The 16,310-nt window shown below is 37.9% G+C and carries 16 protein-coding genes; 3 read left to right on the top strand and 13 right to left on the bottom strand.

Annotation, left to right across the window (positions count from 1 at the left end; translation table 11 throughout):
* Positions 1-76: 76 nt before the first annotated feature.
* Positions 77-1,408 carry a xylose isomerase gene (xylA, locus tag ACIQCO_RS05050; protein ID WP_400426487.1) on the bottom strand — a complete coding sequence of 444 codons (1,332 nt, stop codon included), beginning with the start codon at positions 1,406-1,408 and terminating at the stop codon, positions 77-79.
* Between the two features lie 246 nt (positions 1,409-1,654).
* Between xylA and ACIQCO_RS05045 the strand changes: the two genes are divergently transcribed.
* Positions 1,655-2,830 (top strand): ROK family protein, encoded by a 1,176-nt coding sequence (locus ACIQCO_RS05045; RefSeq protein ID WP_400426486.1) that lies wholly within the window; start codon positions 1,655-1,657, stop codon positions 2,828-2,830.
* A 71-nt stretch (positions 2,831-2,901) separates the two neighbouring features.
* On the opposite strand, the gene ACIQCO_RS05040 is transcribed toward ACIQCO_RS05045, so the two are convergent.
* Together ACIQCO_RS05040 and ACIQCO_RS05035 are read right to left on the bottom strand one after the other, a co-directional pair.
* Entirely contained in the window at positions 2,902-3,309 is a 408-nt protein-coding gene (locus ACIQCO_RS05040) for a disulfide oxidoreductase (RefSeq protein WP_400426485.1), read from the bottom strand.
* Positions 3,302-4,018 (bottom strand): DsbA family protein, encoded by a 717-nt coding sequence (locus ACIQCO_RS05035; RefSeq protein ID WP_400426484.1) that lies wholly within the window; start codon positions 4,016-4,018, stop codon positions 3,302-3,304. The genes ACIQCO_RS05040 and ACIQCO_RS05035 overlap by 8 nt, the downstream gene beginning before the upstream one ends.
* A 179-nt stretch (positions 4,019-4,197) precedes the next feature.
* On the opposite strand from ACIQCO_RS05035, the gene ACIQCO_RS05030 reads away from it, so the two are divergent.
* Positions 4,198-5,253, top strand: a complete 1,056-nt coding sequence (locus ACIQCO_RS05030; protein WP_400426483.1) for a lactonase family protein — start codon at positions 4,198-4,200, stop codon at positions 5,251-5,253.
* 97 nt (positions 5,254-5,350) lie between these two features.
* Positions 5,351-6,052 (top strand): DUF421 domain-containing protein, encoded by a 702-nt coding sequence (locus ACIQCO_RS05025; RefSeq protein WP_483873725.1) that lies wholly within the window; start codon positions 5,351-5,353, stop codon positions 6,050-6,052.
* Positions 6,053-6,672: 620 nt separating this feature from the next.
* On the opposite strand, the gene ACIQCO_RS05020 is transcribed toward ACIQCO_RS05025, so the two are convergent.
* The 10 genes from ACIQCO_RS05020 to ACIQCO_RS04975 all read right to left on the bottom strand — a co-directional run bounded on the left by ACIQCO_RS05020 (position 6,673) and on the right by ACIQCO_RS04975 (position 16,304).
* Entirely contained in the window at positions 6,673-7,794 is a 1,122-nt protein-coding gene (locus ACIQCO_RS05020) for a DegT/DnrJ/EryC1/StrS family aminotransferase (protein ID WP_400426481.1), read from the bottom strand.
* Between the two features lie 33 nt (positions 7,795-7,827).
* Positions 7,828-8,394: an N-acetyltransferase gene (locus ACIQCO_RS05015; protein ID WP_400426480.1), complete on the bottom strand. Its 567-nt coding sequence runs from the start codon at positions 8,392-8,394 to the stop codon at positions 7,828-7,830.
* Positions 8,391-9,473 carry a Gfo/Idh/MocA family protein gene (locus tag ACIQCO_RS05010; RefSeq protein WP_400426479.1) on the bottom strand — a complete coding sequence of 361 codons (1,083 nt, stop codon included), beginning with the start codon at positions 9,471-9,473 and terminating at the stop codon, positions 8,391-8,393. The genes ACIQCO_RS05015 and ACIQCO_RS05010 overlap by 4 nt, the downstream gene beginning before the upstream one ends.
* Positions 9,474-9,485: 12 nt before the next feature.
* A complete protein-coding gene (locus ACIQCO_RS05005) occupies positions 9,486-10,811 on the bottom strand; it encodes a nucleotide sugar dehydrogenase (protein ID WP_400426478.1) in 1,326 nt (441 codons plus the stop codon).
* Positions 10,812-10,815: 4 nt separating this feature from the next.
* Positions 10,816-11,913, bottom strand: a complete 1,098-nt coding sequence (wecB, locus tag ACIQCO_RS05000) for a non-hydrolyzing UDP-N-acetylglucosamine 2-epimerase (RefSeq protein ID WP_400426477.1) — start codon at positions 11,911-11,913, stop codon at positions 10,816-10,818.
* Positions 11,914-12,006: 93 nt separating this feature from the next.
* Positions 12,007-12,630 (bottom strand): acetyltransferase, encoded by a 624-nt coding sequence (locus ACIQCO_RS04995; RefSeq protein ID WP_400426476.1) that lies wholly within the window; start codon positions 12,628-12,630, stop codon positions 12,007-12,009.
* 44 nt (positions 12,631-12,674) lie between these two features.
* Positions 12,675-12,920 (bottom strand): acyl carrier protein, encoded by a 246-nt coding sequence (locus tag ACIQCO_RS04990; RefSeq protein ID WP_400426475.1) that lies wholly within the window; start codon positions 12,918-12,920, stop codon positions 12,675-12,677.
* A 224-nt stretch (positions 12,921-13,144) separates the two neighbouring features.
* Complete coding sequence (locus ACIQCO_RS04985) at positions 13,145-14,104, bottom strand: ATP-grasp domain-containing protein (RefSeq protein WP_400426474.1); 960 nt, start codon at positions 14,102-14,104, stop codon at positions 13,145-13,147.
* Between the two features lie 24 nt (positions 14,105-14,128).
* A complete protein-coding gene (locus ACIQCO_RS04980; protein WP_400426473.1) occupies positions 14,129-15,376 on the bottom strand; it encodes a type III PLP-dependent enzyme domain-containing protein in 1,248 nt (415 codons plus the stop codon).
* A complete protein-coding gene (locus ACIQCO_RS04975) occupies positions 15,363-16,304 on the bottom strand; it encodes a beta-1,6-N-acetylglucosaminyltransferase (RefSeq protein WP_400426472.1) in 942 nt (313 codons plus the stop codon). Before ACIQCO_RS04975 ends, ACIQCO_RS04980 begins: the two co-directional genes overlap by 14 nt.
* Positions 16,305-16,310: the final 6 nt, after the last annotated feature.

The following is a 16,310-nucleotide window of genomic DNA, read 5'->3' as shown; positions in this document are numbered from 1 at the left end:
AATGTGCTGGAGTAAAAGAAACTTCCAGCACATTTTTTACGATTCTCTTTTTTATCCATCTATTTGAATATCTTTTTTAAACCGTTACATTAGAAAGTGTTTCAAGTAAATATTGATTAACCAATGCTTTTAAGCGTTCCGTTCTGCCAGATTGATTTTTAATTTCTGTTAATTGCAAGGCATAAGCTTCTAATTGATGGAAGTTTGTCCTTCCTTCAACGATATCTAAACCAATTCCTTTTGTATAGCTGCTATAGCGGTCTTCAATAAAGCCGTCTAGAACTTTATCTTCAATCAGCTTATTGGCAACTTTTAGGCCGATAGCAAAGCTATCCATTCCCGCAATATGTGCATGGAAGAGGTCTTCCGCCTCAAACGACCCTCTTCTAACCTTCGCATCGAAGTTAAGTCCGCCTTTACCTAAGCCGCCATTTTTCAAAATTTCATACATTGCTAATGTATTAGAGTATAAGTCTGTAGGGAATTCATCTGTATCCCAGCCAAGCAGCGTATCACCTTGGTTAGCGTCAACAGATCCAAGCATCCCATTAATACGTGCAGTTCTTAGTTCATGTTCAAAGGTATGGCCTGCAAGAGTGGCGTGGTTTGCTTCAATATTAAATTTAAAGTAATCAGTAAGATCATATTTTTGTAAGAATGCTAATCCTGTTGCCACATCAAAATCATATTGATGTTTTGTTGGCTCTTTTGGTTTAGGCTCGATTAAGAAAGGTACATTCAAACCAATTTCTTTCGCATAGTCTATCGCCATATGGAAGAAGCGTGCCAAATTGTCTTGCTCTAGCGCCATATCCGTATTGAGAAGCGTTTCATAGCCTTCACGGCCACCCCAGAATACATAGTTTTCAGCACCAAGTTCTTTTGCTACCTCCAAGCCTTTTTTTACTTTAGCTGCAGAATAAGCAAATACATCCGCATTGCATGATGTTGCTGCCCCGTGAACATATCTTGGATTGGTAAACATATTTGCCGTATTCCAAAGAAGCTTTGTTTTGCTTGTTTTCATGTATTCTTTAATCATCGCAACAATCACATCTTGGTTTGCATTACTTTCTTTTAATGTGCGTCCTTCTGGAGCAATGTCGACATCATGAAAACAGAAAAATGGAACATCTAATTTTTCAAAAAGTTCGAAGGCAGCTTCTACACGTGCTTTTGCTAAATCCATTCCCGTTAAATGATCCCAAGGACGGATTGCTGTCCCAACACCAAATGGATCAGTTCCATTTGCTGTAAAGGTATGCCAGTATGCTACAGAAAAACGAAGCCACTCTTCCATTGTTTTTCCGTTAATTTTTTCCTGTGGATTATAGTACTTAAAGGATAAAGGATTTTTTGATCCAGCTCCTTCGAATTGGATTTTCTTTACACTTTCGAAATAACTCATGTGGGTATCCTCCTATTAGTTTTATCAATTTAAACGTTCAACAAATTCACTTGCTAGTGATACCAAAATTCCTTCTAACGTTCTAGTTAGGTTAATCATTAAACAAAGTATAGTACGGTATGTAAGCGTAGTCAATATGATTAATACACTATTTTAGTTATTCAAAGATATTTAATATAATATAGTTACTAGGTAAATATTTATATTATAATGTTTAACAGATAAACAAACTTAGGGGTGTAATCTTTGAAGACCGGAGATCAACTTTTAGTCAAAAAAATTAATAAATCAATTGTTTTACATACTCTCCAAACAGTTAGCCCAATCTCACGGGCCGAAATATCAAAATTAACTGGATTAAATAAAGCAACTGTTTCCACACTTGTTAGTGAATTAATGGACAAGGATTTAGTCAAAGAAATTGGAATCGGCAAATCAAGTGGCGGGCGAAAACCAGTGATGCTTTATTTTAATCAAACTGCCGGCTATTCGATTGGGATTGATTTGGGAGTTAATTATATTTTGGCTATTCTTACTGATTTAAAAGGCGTGATCATAGAAAGGGAAGTAGTAGAAGTTACCGATACATCAAAAAAGAATGTTTTTGGTATATTGAAGACCATAATAACCAATATATTAGAATTAGTCCCGGAAAGCCCCTATGGTGTAGTTGGCATTGGAATAGGGGTACCAGGAATGACAAATAAAGAGGGAACCATTATTTTCGCTCCATACCTAAATTGGAAAAATGTTGATTTAAAAGGATATATTGAAAAGGAATTTCAACTTCCCGTTATCATCGAAAACGAAGCAAAGGCCGGTGCTCATGGTGAAAAGATTTATGGTTCAGGTCAAAATGCTCCTAATTTTATCTATGTGAGTATTGGTATGGGGATTGGTGGAGGAATTATTATTGATAATAAGCTTTATCACGGTAAAGGGGGCCTTGCTGGGGAAATTGGCCATACTATTATTGATGCTTACGGAAAAAAATGCAGCTGTGGAAATCGCGGCTGTTGGGAAATGTATGGGTCTGAAAACGCCCTCCTCAAACAAGCTAAGTTATTAACTTCTCTTGAAGGTAAAGACATATCATTTGAATTCCTTATTCATGAAGCAGAAAAAGGAAATATTGAAGTCATAAATTTGTTTCACAACATAGGTGAATATATTGGAATTGGACTAACCAATATTATGAATACTTTTAATCCTGATCAAGTTATTATTGGAAATCGCTTTTCTCGACTTGAAAGTTGGATTGCAAACTCCATTCACCGTGTTTTACAACAAAGACTCTATCCTTATTTTTACGAATCATTAGATTTATCTTTTTCACAATTAGGGGTTCTCTCTTGTGCGTTAGGTTCTACCTCTTTCTCCATTGAGAATTTCTTTTCCCAGGAGAAAGTAACAGTTACTTAATATTTAAAACCCTCAGATTAGGCAATATTCCCTAACTTGAGGGTTTTCTTGTGTCTTTTTAAAACACTATTTTATCTTGCTTTGCTTCTAGCTACGACAACTAGACATACGGTAATCATCGTAAAAGCAATAAATGCTAACAAAGGAATCGTGATAAAGCCCAGCCAGTTGATGTAATCCTTTGAGCATGGCACACCTGTGGTACACATCTCAAACTGCTGGATGTAGGGAACTTTTTGTAATAAAGTGTGATAGCCGGAAATCAGCATGCCCACGATTGACAATGGCAGTACATATTTATAAATTCCTTTATCATTCCGATAAACCGCTGTCCCGAGAATTATAACTAACGGATACATGAAAATCCGCTGGTACCAGCAAAGTGTACAGGGAATAAAATGTTGAACTTCACTGAAATATAAGCTGCCAAGTGTTGCTAAGATGGCAGCTATCCAGGAGAGCAGCAAGGGTTTATTCATTCTTTTTCCCCTTTGCCGCCTTTTCTACCATGTTAATTAAGTCATCGATTGATCCACCAGTGAACATCTTGCCATTAACGAAAATCGTCGGTGTACCAGTAACCCCTAGTTTTTCAGCGTATTTCATATCCTTTTCCCATGCTTTATCCGACTTTTTGGCCTGGAAATTTTCTACAACCTTTTTAGCCTCATTGTCACTTACGAGTTCCTTCAACGTATCAGCCAAGAATTTTTCTGTAAAAACATCCATTTTTTCTGCATTTGGATCCTTTGGCTGCTTAGCAAAAAGTTTATCATGGAATTTCCAAAACGTTTCGTTTCCTAGTTCTTGAAAGACTGATTCCGCAAATTTTGCAGAACGAATGGAATCAACATTGATAAAAGAATTATTCATAAAATAAAACTTTGCCTTCCCGTTATCAACCAGCTCTTGTTGAATAATTGGCACGATACCTTCGGAAAATTGTTTACAGTTTGGGCATTTATAATCGCCAAACTCAATAATCGAGACTGGTGCGGACTCATCACCAAGGAAAGGCTGATTACTATAATCGATCGTTTCCTTCGTTTTTGCCTTCTCATCAGGTTTTGTATGATTGCCTAAAAAGATAAATCCAAGTATAAATACAGCAACAATCCCAACCATCCAGAAAACAAATTTTGCTGAGGACGGCTGCTGATTTTTAGTGTTTTTTTTGTTATTTGCCATAATCAAACTCCTTTAAATTTAATAACGAAAAATATATGTAAGTTGTTGTCCCAGCTAGTTTTAATATTACCTATCTTACTTAATAATGCAAATATAAGGCCTGTCCAGATTAGTTTATTTACAATAATAAGGTTATTATAAAGATGTATTCTAATATTGTTATTCGAGGTGCAAAGATCATGACAAAATATAGAGGCTATATTGGAACCTATACAAAAGGAGAAAGTAAAGGGATCTATTCCTTTACTTTAAATACAGACGATAAAAAAATTGAGAACCTTCAAGTAGCTGGCGAATTGGAAAACCCCACCTACTTAACCATCAGCAAGGACAATCAATTCCTTTATTCTGTAGCTAAAGAAGGCGAAGCTGGGGGAATAGCTGCTTTTGCCATAAATGATGGCAGTGGATTAACAGCAATTAACAGCCAAGTACTCGCTGGCTCTTCTCCATGTCATGTCAGTGTCGACAGCAAAAACCGCTATGTATTCAGTGCAAATTACCATAAAGGTGAAGTCGTCTCCCACATGATTAGCCAAGAAAATGGCAGCGTACAACCTGCTGCTTCAGTGATCAAACATGAAGGACGAGGGCCGGATTCCAGGCAGGAAAAACCTCATACCCATTATGCGGGTCTTACCCCGGATGAAAAATATCTGGCCGTTGTTGACTTAGGCATCGATGCCCTTATTACCTATGCAGTTCATGATGACGGTTCGCTTGAAAAGGTAAAGCTGCTGCCATTAAAAGCTGGCAGTGGTCCGCGCCATCTCACGTTCCACCCTAACGGAAAATTTGCTTATCTCATGACAGAGTTTAGTTCTGAAGTAATAGTTTTAAACTATCACTCAGAAAATGGCCATTTCTCTGAGATACAATATATTTCCACATTGCCGGCTTACTTTACCGAAAATAACCAAGGCAGTGCGATTCATATTTCTTCCGATGGACGCTTTGTTTATGCGGGAAATCGCGGGCATAATAGTATTGCTGTGTTTACTGTCAATCAAGATTCGGGTGAGATAAGCTTTATCGAGCATACTTCTACCGAAGGGGATTGGCCGCGGGATTTTGCACTGGATCCATCCGAGAAATTCATTGTAGCTTCCAATCAGGAATCGGGGAATCTAGTGTTATTTTCGCGGGATGAGGGTACGGGAAAATTAACCCTTATTCAGTCTGATATTGCGGTGCCATATCCGGTTTGTGTGAAGTTTTTACAAGTTTTGAGCTGATTAGAATTTCTAATCGGCTTTTTTATTTTTGAGCGTAAAATATCAGAGCCCATGAGAATACTAAATAGGACGTTAATCATTAAAGGATGTGTCCTCATTGCATTTTTTCCATGGCCAAGAAGCACTTTCCGCAGTTGAGTGGATTTTAAGATCTGTAGTCACGTTTATCTTTTTGCTCTTTGCGGTCAAAGTTATGGGTTCTCGTGCGATTTCTCAATTAAGATTACTTGATTTTATTATGGCTTTAATGATCGGAAACATCATTGCCCATCCACTTTCAGACCACAGAATCGGATTAAAGGGCTCTGTCATCTCTACGATTGTCATCATTATTCTGTATTTGATTGGGATATTTTTAAATTTAAAATGGTCCTGGCTTAGAAATACCATTGACTCATCGCCTATTCCACTTATTAAGGAGGGGGCAATTAGCTATAAAGGACTGAAAAAGGCAAGAATCTCGATTGATTTATTATTAGCGGAGTTACGAAAAGAAAAAGTAGCAGATGTAAAAAAAGTAGCATTGGCATTGTGGGAGTCGGATGGGAAGATTTCAATATTTTTGGATCCCCAATATGAGGCGATTACACCGTCGACCTATCAATTACATACAGAACCTTTTGACTTGCCGAAGACGATCATTAAAGAAGGAAAGATTGATTTTCAGGCGTTGAAGCAAATGAACAAGGATGAAGAGTGGTTGATTAACACGATTAAGGCCAAATATAAAACAGAAATTAGTGAGATTTTACTCTCCACCATTGATAACAAAAATAATTTGCAGGTTTTCCTTTACTAATAATTTTTTTGTAAGAATTTAAATGCCAAATTTTTGCCCCCTGCAATTGGGCCTGTTGATTTCCGCTCCTGGCACTCGCTTTCCGCGGGGAGGTCCTGGAGCCTCCTCGCCGCCTTTGGCGCCTGCGGGGTCTCCAGTGACCTCTATATCCCGCAGGAGTCGAGTGCCCTCCGCTCCAATCAACAGGGAAGCAAATCAACCTAAAGTATTGCAACACACCTTTTCTAACCTTGCTAAGTGTGTTGTATAGCTTTATTTAATCCCTCAAAATATTTGCGAGTCTCTACTTCCACTTCTTCTTTTGTAAACTTATAACATCATTTTAAAAAGTGATTTCATCACTTATTTTTATAATTTATTGGTTGAGTCCCTAGTCTTTATTAATACTACACTGTTGGTTGGAGCGGAAGGCGGCGAAGACTCCTGCGGGAGTACGGGGCAGGGGAGACCCCGCAGGCGCGGAACGCGCCGAGGAGGCTCCCCGGCACGCCCGCGGAAAGCGAAGCCGCCTGGAGCGGAAATCAACAGACCTGTTGAAAAGACTGTATACTAATACCTTATAACGAATTAACGCGGTTAATGATTAAAAGGAAATAATTGAAATAAAACCACTTGCCAACTCAAGATCCTTTAACCACTTCACATATTCTTTTTACATCATCGTCACTCAAATATGGATGCATCGGCAATGAAAGCACTGTATCGCAAAGCTCGTTAGTTATCTCAAAGTCTAGATGATTAGCTTCCAAATCTGAAAAGGCATCTTGTTTATGCATCGGTTTTAGATAATAAATCATGCTGGGAATTCCATGTTCTTTAAGTTTTGCTTGTAAGCCATCCCGCTGTTCCTTGTTTTTAAGTTTAATTGTATACTGGGCAAAACTTGAATAATAGCCATCGGGTATAAAGGGAATTTCTACAATTCCCGCTAGTTTTTCATTATATAGTTGCTGTATTCGGTTTACAGCTTCCAATTCATGATCAATAAATGCCTTTAGTTTCACTTTTAATATTGCTGCTTGGACGGTGTCTAATCTTGAGTTAACTCCAATTCTAACATTGTCGTATTTATTCTTGCCTTTACCATGAATTTTTATAGATTTCAGTAATGCTGCTAATTCATCATCATTAGTAAAAATAGCCCCTCCGTCGCCATAGCATCCAAGTGGCTTAGCTGGGAAGAAAGATGTTGTTGCTGCATCTCCAAAACTACAGGCTCTTTGACCATTAATATGGCCGCCAAATCCCTGGGCACCATCTTCTAACACTAATAAATTAAACTTCTTAGCGATTCTTTCTATCTCATGATAATCTGCAGGCAGGCCAAATAAATCTACAGGAATAATAGCTTTTGGAGTTAGTTTTTCCTCTTCAACTGTTTTGATAATTGCTCTTTCTAGCTTAGCCGTATCAATATTAAATGTTTCTCGATCTACATCAACAAAAACAGGAGTTGCCCCTCTAAATGAAACCATTTCTCCAGTTGAAAAGAAAGTAAAGTCTGGCACAAATACGGCGTCACCAGCTTTGACATCCCATGCCATCATCACTAAATTCAAAGCATCCGTTCCATTAGCGCAAGTAATACAATGGTTTACCCCCACATACTCGGCTAATTGTTCTTCTAACTCTTGTACTTCTGTCCCGCCGATAAAATTTGTTGTAGTTAATACTTCCTGTATGGCTGAATCAATTTCCTGCTTATATTTCTGATACTGAGTCTTTAAATCTCTGAATTCCATCAACTATCAATCTCCATTACAACTAAATTTCATCTATTCAGACTCCATGTGAAGCACTCCATCACTAAGAGTATATTCTCTGCCACATTCACTACAGTTCAACTCATTTTTTAGAACACTGCCGCACTCGCATACCCAGCCAATTTGTTGAGCAGGTACTCCTGCCATTAATGCGTGGTCTGGTACGTCCTTTGTGACCACCGCACCTGAAGCAATCATGGCAAAGCGGCCGACAGTATTACCGCATACTATCGTAGCGTTTGCTCCAATCGATGCTCCGTATTTAACTAGGGTTCTTATATAGCCTTCAGTACCTTTCGGATGTTTACTTCTTGGCGTTAAATCATTGGTAAAAACCATGGAAGGACCACAGAATACATAGTCTTCTAATTCAACACCTTCATAAACCGAGACATTATTCTGGATTTTTACCCCATTGCCAATTTTTACGTTAGTTGAGATATTGACATTTTGACCTAACGAGCAGTTCTCACCGATTTCTGCACCAGTTTGAATATGGCTGAAATGCCATACTTTAGTACCCGAACCCACCGATACATTTTCATCGATATAACTGCTTTCATGAACAAAATAACTCATCTTTCAAACCTGCCTTTGAAATCGATCGAACTGCATTTACTCAATGGCAGTTTAACGCTTTTGCCTTCCGCTGCTGATTTGTAAATGGCGAGGACGAGCTCAAGTGCTCTTCTTCCATCTTCAGCTGTCACATATGGCTGCCGATCATTTTGAATGGCATCAATGACATCAGCATAAAGTGGATTATGACCAAAACCATAGACATTTGGCGGGTTTTCCTGAAACTTCTCCTTGACATCATCTGGGTCGTCTAAATTGTCAGCAAACTGCCATTCTTCAATAAGATTTACAGACTTCCCGCCAGCTTTAACTGTCCCTTTTTCCCCGAACAAATACAATGTTTCTTCCAGGTTGTTTGGATAAATATTGGTTGTCCCTTCAACAATCCCATAGCTTCCATTTGAAAACTTTATGAGCGCCATCCCCAAGTCTTCCGCCTCGATAAAGTTATGATTCAAGTTATCTGTCATACCAACTACTTCTATTATTTCGTCCCCCATCATCCAACGAAGAAGATCTATATTATGGAGGCACTGGTTCATCAATGCTCCACCGTCTTGTTCCCATGTTCCACGCCAAGGGGCTTGTTTATAATAATCTTCTCCCCTGTTCCAACGAATATGAGCAGTCCCATGAAGCAGCCTTCCAAAGCGTTCCTCTTCGGCTGCTTCTCTTATTTTTTGAATTGATTTATTAAAACGGTTTTGATGGCAGGCGCTTACTTTTAGCTTTTTTTCTCTTGCATTGTTAATGATTTCATCGGCTTCTTCGAGGGAAAGAGCGATAGGCTTTTCAATAATAAGATGGCTGCCTGCTTCGATACAATCTAAAGCAATTTGGCCATGTTTGCCACTTTCAGTACAAATGGCAACTAACTGCGGTTTCTCCTTTTCAAGTAACATCTTATAATCTGTATATTGCGAAATTGATTGTGGAAGGTTATTTTTCAAAATTTTATCGTTCATATTTTCAGGTTCAATGTCACATAAAGCAACAATTTCAAGTCCATTTTCGATTGCTGCGGCAATATGATTGGGCGAAATTCTTCCACAGCCAATTATTGCATATCTTAAACCCATGAGGCTCACCCCCTATAATAATTCAATGTTTTCTCGATTATTTACAAGTTTCATAGCATTTTTCGTATCAAATATAGACTTCGCATGCTGCTGGACAAAGGAATAGTTAACATCAGAATGGGCAGTTGTTACGATAACGAGATCAGCAGTTTCAATCAGGTCCGCTGTTAATACAGATTCGCCCTTTCTAAGCTTTCCATGCTCCCGATACTCTTGCACGTAAGGATCATAGTAAACTACTTCTGCTCCTTCTTTTTCTAACTGTTCAATTACTCTAAGAGCAGGGCTCTCACGATAATCATCAATATCTTGTTTATAGGCGACACCCAGGACCAGGATTCTTGACCCATTCATTGCCTTTTTATGCCTATTTAGGATTTTACTTGCCCGCTCAACACAGTATTCCGGCATCCGGTCATTAACCATCATGGAGGATTCAATCATTGAGGTGTGAAATCCATATTCACGTGCTTTCCAGGAGAGATAATATGGATCAAGCGGAATACAGTGCCCCCCAAGCCCCGGCCCTGGATAAAAGGCTTGGAAGCCATATGGTTTAGACTTTGCAGCATCAACAACTTCCCAGAAGTTAATGCCCATCTTATTACAGAGAATGGCAAGTTCATTTACAAGCCCTATATTTACATTTCTATAGGTGTTTTCGAGGATTTTCTCCATCTCAGCTATAGCTGGAGATGAAACACGGTGAATGGGTGCTTCTAAGATGCTTTCGTAGAGAGTAGCAGCCACATCCGTACATCTTGGAGTGATCCCTCCGACGACTTTGGGTGTGTTTTTGGTCTTATAGATTAAATTCCCCGGGTCCACACGTTCCGGTGAAAAGGCAAGATAGAAGTCCTCACCGCATTTTAGTCCAGATGTTTCAAGAATTGGCTTAACGAGTTCTTCCGTTGTTCCAGGATAGGTCGTTGATTCTAAAACGATTAACATATCTTTATGCATATAAGGAACGATGCTTTCAGCAGAGGTTTTAACATAACTGATATCTGGCTGTTGGTGTTTATCAAGTGGTGTTGGGACACAAATACATACACAGTCTGCATTAGCTGCCTGTGCAAAATCTGTAGTAGCGGAAAGACGCCCTGACTTCACAATTTCTAGAAGATCTTCATTGACAACATCACCAATATAATTTTTTCCTCTGTTAACCATATCTACTTTAGATTTTTGGACATCAAACCCAATCGTTATAAACCCGGCCTTTGCTTTTTCAACCGCAAGGGGCAAACCAACATATCCCAAACCTACAACTCCAAGTGTTGCCGTCTTATTTAATAATTTATCTTTTAAATTACTAGTTAATGTCACAGTGCTCATGTTTTTATTTCCCCCCTTTTAATATAGCCTGACAAATATGTTTTGCCGCGTTGCCATCACCGAATAACAGAGGCTGTGGGTGCTGGAGACAGTGTAATGGTCTTGAGACTGTTTCTAAAATTATGTTACCAGCAATGGGACTTAACCTATTCCACCCATTTTCTAGGGTTTCAATCCATTCTGTTTGATCTCTTAGTGTTGTACACGGCGTCTTTAGGAAATAGGCTTCCTTTTGAAGTCCGCCAGAATCGGTCACGACCATGTAGGCATTTGCTATTAAGTAAAGCATCAGCAGATAGCCTGCCGGTTTGATGATTGTTACATTGGTTAAGCTAATCTCCAGCTCAGCAAGCCGTTTACGTGTTCTTGGATGAAGTGGTATAAGTACCGGCTTCTCCATTCTTTTAAAAGCGGAAAAAATCTTACGTAACTTCGTATCATCATCAGTATTTTCGGCACGGTGAATGGTAGCAAGGTAATATTCCTTTTCTTTGAAACTAAGGATCGTGCCGCTTTCATCGCTTATTTCATCCAGCCAAGCACCATCAGCATATCGATTTTTTGAAATTTGTGTATTTCTTTGAACTGCATCCAACATAATATCGCCCGTATTGATAACGCCGGCTGTTATTCCTTCCTTTTCTAAGTTGTCTACAGCTGTTTGTGTTGGACAAAGTAATAAATCGGAAATATGGTCTGTTAATACTCTGTTTTGTTCTTCTGGCATGAGCTTGTTATAGCTGCGTAACCCAGCTTCCACATGAATGACAGGGATATGTAATTTACTTGCGGACAAAGCTCCTGCCAAAGTAGAATTCGTATCACCATAGACTAGCAAGCCATCGGGCATTTCTTTCAAAATGATTTCTTCAATTTTTTCCAGCATCCGTCCTGTTTGAACACCGTGACTCCCTGAGCCAACCCCTATGTTATAATCAGGTTTTGGTATACCAAGCTCCGCAAAAAAAACAGTAGACATATTTGCATCATAGTGTTGACCAGTGTGTACTAATACCTCTTTATTTTCTTTTCTAAATACCTCAGAAAATGGTGCAGCTTTGATAAATTGCGGACGAGCACCGATGATTGTTACTAATTTCATATTCTCCTTCCTTTCGTTACTGGGATTAACGTAATAATGACACCCACTTCCAACTTCCTAGTGAGTGTCATTATTGTGCTGCCGCCATTCGGGTTAGATTCGTTTGGCCGGTATACCAAAGACTGTTGTATCCTGACTAACCTGTTTAATAACAACACTGCCGGCCCCAATTTTTGCAAAGTCCCTCACTTTTACGCTTGGGGTAATGACTGCATGACTGCCAAGAAATACCCCCGTCCCTAGCTGAGCGCATCCAGTCACATCTGAATGTGAATTAATCGTACAACCATTACCAATACATACATCATGTCCTATCGTTACACCTAAGTTTAGCAACACAAAGGAACCCAATTGAATATCACACGTTAATACGGCCCGCGGACAGACCACACTTCCTTTACCAATTTCAACATTTTTACCAATTATCGCTGTTGAATGAATGAGGGTAATAAACCGAGCACCGCGTTCCTCTAGCACATTAGCTATTGCAAGCTTTGTCTTGGGGTCCGCAATTGCCATCACTAAGATGTGGTCGGTTTCAGGGCGATAATCCTGAATTGAACTGATAATAGGAAGATCATATTTATAACCATCAAGAAGGTTTAAATTATCACTAATAAACCCAATAGGTTCCCAACTTTGATCTGTGAAATCAGTTAGCCAGCTATGGATCATCCTTGCTAGTCCCCCGGCACCTACAATAATTAATTTATTCATCGATTATTCTTCCTTTTCTTTTCAAATGGGCTTCATTGTGATACCTAACTCCCCACTAATTCACGTTTGTCATTGATAAGTTTTAGCAGCTCTCCAACGTTCATACACTTTCGAATCGCTTCATTTGAAATTGATAGCTGAAAATTTTCATCCACCATAACAATGACTGAAATAAAAGCTACGGAATCCCAATTTTCATTTTCTTCTAATAGATAATCGCTGTTTAAATCAGTCGTCTCTATTTCCAGTAAATCTGCCAATTCAGTTAAAAAGGTCTCCATTTCCGCCATTTTTGACCACTCCTCATTATAAAAATGTTCTTTAAATAGAACACAGCGGTAAAAAATTTTTTCTCTCTTAGAAAAACAAGGTATTCGTCGTCCAAAAACAGCATTATACTTTAATTCGAGCCATAATCCCCGTGAAATATATTATAAGTTTAGTTCCTTATAAAGAACAAGTCAATGCTTTTTTTATCTGAAAAATCTTTTGTTTTCTCTCGCTGCATCATGAACTAAAGAATCATAAAATGGTCATACTTAACCATTATGGTTCCTTCTGTATAATCATTTTCATGTTGGCTATTAGGGCTACCGTTTATATTATTAATAATATTTTTTATAAAGTTTTGCCCCGATTCATGTGCATGCAAATATCCTCCGCCAAATCTAGGGTTTATTTCAGATATAATATAACCTTCATCGGTTTTAAAACAGTCAATATCGATAGGTCCAATCGGTTTAAGTGTACCAATGAGTTTTTCTATCATCTGTTTTAATACAGGATCTTTCACCGAAATAGATTTATCTGTTTCACCGGCACGCATCTTTAACTTCTGTTTAATAAATATATTCACAGCTTTTTTGGTATGAAGGTCAATATAACAATCGACACCCATTTCATCTCCGGTTATTAATGGCTGTACAATATAATCCAGTTGATTATCTTGAAATACTCTTAGCTCTTCTATTGAAGTAACTCGATGAATCCCCACACTTGCGCTTCCGTTTTTCGGCTTCACTATTAACGGAAAGTTTATTTTGCATTTCTTTAGATCCTCTCGTACTCTATCAATTCCGACATAGGTTGGTATCGTTGGTATATGATTGGCCTGTAAGAATTTATAGGTTTTATCCTTGTCGTAACAAATATCGACTATATCCTTATCAGATATCATCAAATGAATTCCTTCCTTTTCAAACTCCTGCTTATAGCTTGCTAATAAAGGTAATTCAGGGTCGATAAGCGATAATACACCTCTTATTTTATATTTATTACAAAGGTATTTAATATGGTGAATATATTCTGGATTGTCAATGGGCGGCACGACCTCATAGAAATCAGCGTGATGTAATGCTGCCGCATTGGGGTCGCAGTCAATTACGACAACTTTCCCGTTTATTTTTTGAAGTTCTTTTTTAAAGTATTCAACTAACTTTACACGGCGTCCAACACTACATAGTAATATATTCATATATGAACCCCCTTCTATCATTACTTAAAACATATAGATGTCTTCATCAAAAAATTGCTTAATCGATTCCTTTTTCCGGACGATAAATACTTCACCATCATCAGCGGCTAAAATACAAGGGCGCTCTTTAATAAATGGCGGATTAAAAACGATTGTATAAGCTCCCACATTTTCAAAAATAATATAGTCACTTTTCTGAGGCAGTTCTGTGAGGAGTTTGTGTGCTAAGTAATCCTTTTCCATACAGGTATAACCGACAACGCTGTAAACTTGTTGTGCTTCTGCTATCTCACTTTTTCTGATGATCTTCATCGGCAGATTATGTTTGTGCATAGTTGGTTTGATATTATGAACACTGCCATCCACTAAAACAAAGGTCTGCTCTCTAATTGTTTTCGTTTCAATGACTTTTGCAATAAAAATAAAGGTATTGGCGACCATTGCCATTCCAGGCTCTACTATTAACCTTGGTTTTTTCTCAAAGCTGCTAAACTCATGATTCATTATTTGGCAAATCACTTCAGCATAATCATCAAAGGATGGTGCATTTTTGTGAAAGGATGGCGGTAATTCTCCATAAAAACCTCCACCGACATCTATGTAGTCTAAATTAACTAACCTATTTTCTTTGGCAATGTCGCAAAGTTCTTGTGTTATTCTCCGATATGAATCTACCTCTCGATTCCTTGTTGAAAAATGCCCATGCAGCCCAGCTATTTGGACGTTTTCTAAAATGGCCAATTCATTTAGTGCATCTTGCAGATTTCCGTTTTCGATACAAATACCAAACCTGCTAACTTCATAACCTTCTTGAAGGGCACTTTGACCATTATAGGAAATATCAAAATTTAACCGGATCCCCACTTTAATTTGTTGGTTTGGATGATTTAACGCATAATCTTTTACAAACTCAAGTTCATAAATAGAATCAATATTCATGATACTTTCATTCTTTAAAGCTAAATGAATATCGTCCCTGCTTTTTAATGGACCATTAAAGATGATTCTTTTCGGATCTTCGCCTAATTTAAGCGCCAAATCATACTCTAATCTAGAGACAACTTCAGCGTATGCACCCAGTTTTGACAGTTCCTTGCATAAATAGGGAAGATAATTGGTTTTGTATGAATAACCTAGAATAAAGTTTTCATATCTACTTTTAAATGCTGTCTCTATTTTTTGGTAGTTTTCTCTTAATTTATTGACATTAAAAATGTAAAAGGAAGAACCCCACTTCTTTTCTAGTTCACTTATTGTTTTATAGTCGAACATAAAGTTTCTCATCCTTATTAGCTAATTTTGGACACTCGAATTTCACCTTTTCAGCAAAATAATTAATTACTGTGCTATCAATGTTTTCATCAAATTTTCTGGCAAAATATTCATTCGATTTCACAATTAATTGAATATCTTCGCTTGTTAAATCCTGCGGTGAATTTTGCGAACTTAATGTTTCACCCCATTTTAAAAACAATAGGTTGTTATCCATCACAGCTGTTTTATATTGGGAATTCATAATCAACGTATGAAAAAACCATTGATCAGGCACCAATGAGTGTTCAAAGTATTTATAAAACCATTCATTTTCATCTAAAAATTGGACGATGTATTGCGCTGCATCATATGGCATTGTGAACCACTGTGAACCTTTATATAAAGAGTATCCATTGGGCAATTTGTATGGGTTAGGGAAGATATTTATCCCCTTGCGGTATAAGGCTAGGACAATACTTCGAAAAAACCTGGCAGGGTGAAAACTAGCATAGCGTTTTCGCATAAATTTAGGCCAGGAAATCTCCATTAAACCTGAATTAAATCGGCCAACACTACCTAAAGTCATAAATATTTTTCCTTTGTTATTAATCAGGAAATCTTTGAAACCATCTTTCACCAGTAAATCCTGCCCGCTTCTTAAGCAGACAAAATCATATTCACCCTTGGAAGCTACTACTTCTCTCAACAACCGGATCGTTGATTCGACCTGGCTTATATCTCCCCATTCACAAATGCCGCATTGTTGCAAAACTTTCACAAATGGACTCTTCACGATTCCTTCCTTTAAATTCTGATAATTTCTTTTATCAATGTGAACAAAGACATCGGCTTGTTCTTCTGAAATTAACTGCTTAATAAATTTATTTACTTGGTCGGGGTTTTTGTGAATTTGTATAATATATGCCGTTCGCGGAGAAGAATTCAATTTCAT

Source organism: Neobacillus sp. NPDC093127 (assembly GCF_044754175.1).
Taxonomy (GTDB): domain Bacteria; phylum Bacillota; class Bacilli; order Bacillales; family Cytobacillaceae; genus Neobacillus.
This window is presented reverse-complemented; position numbering and strand designations above follow the sequence as displayed.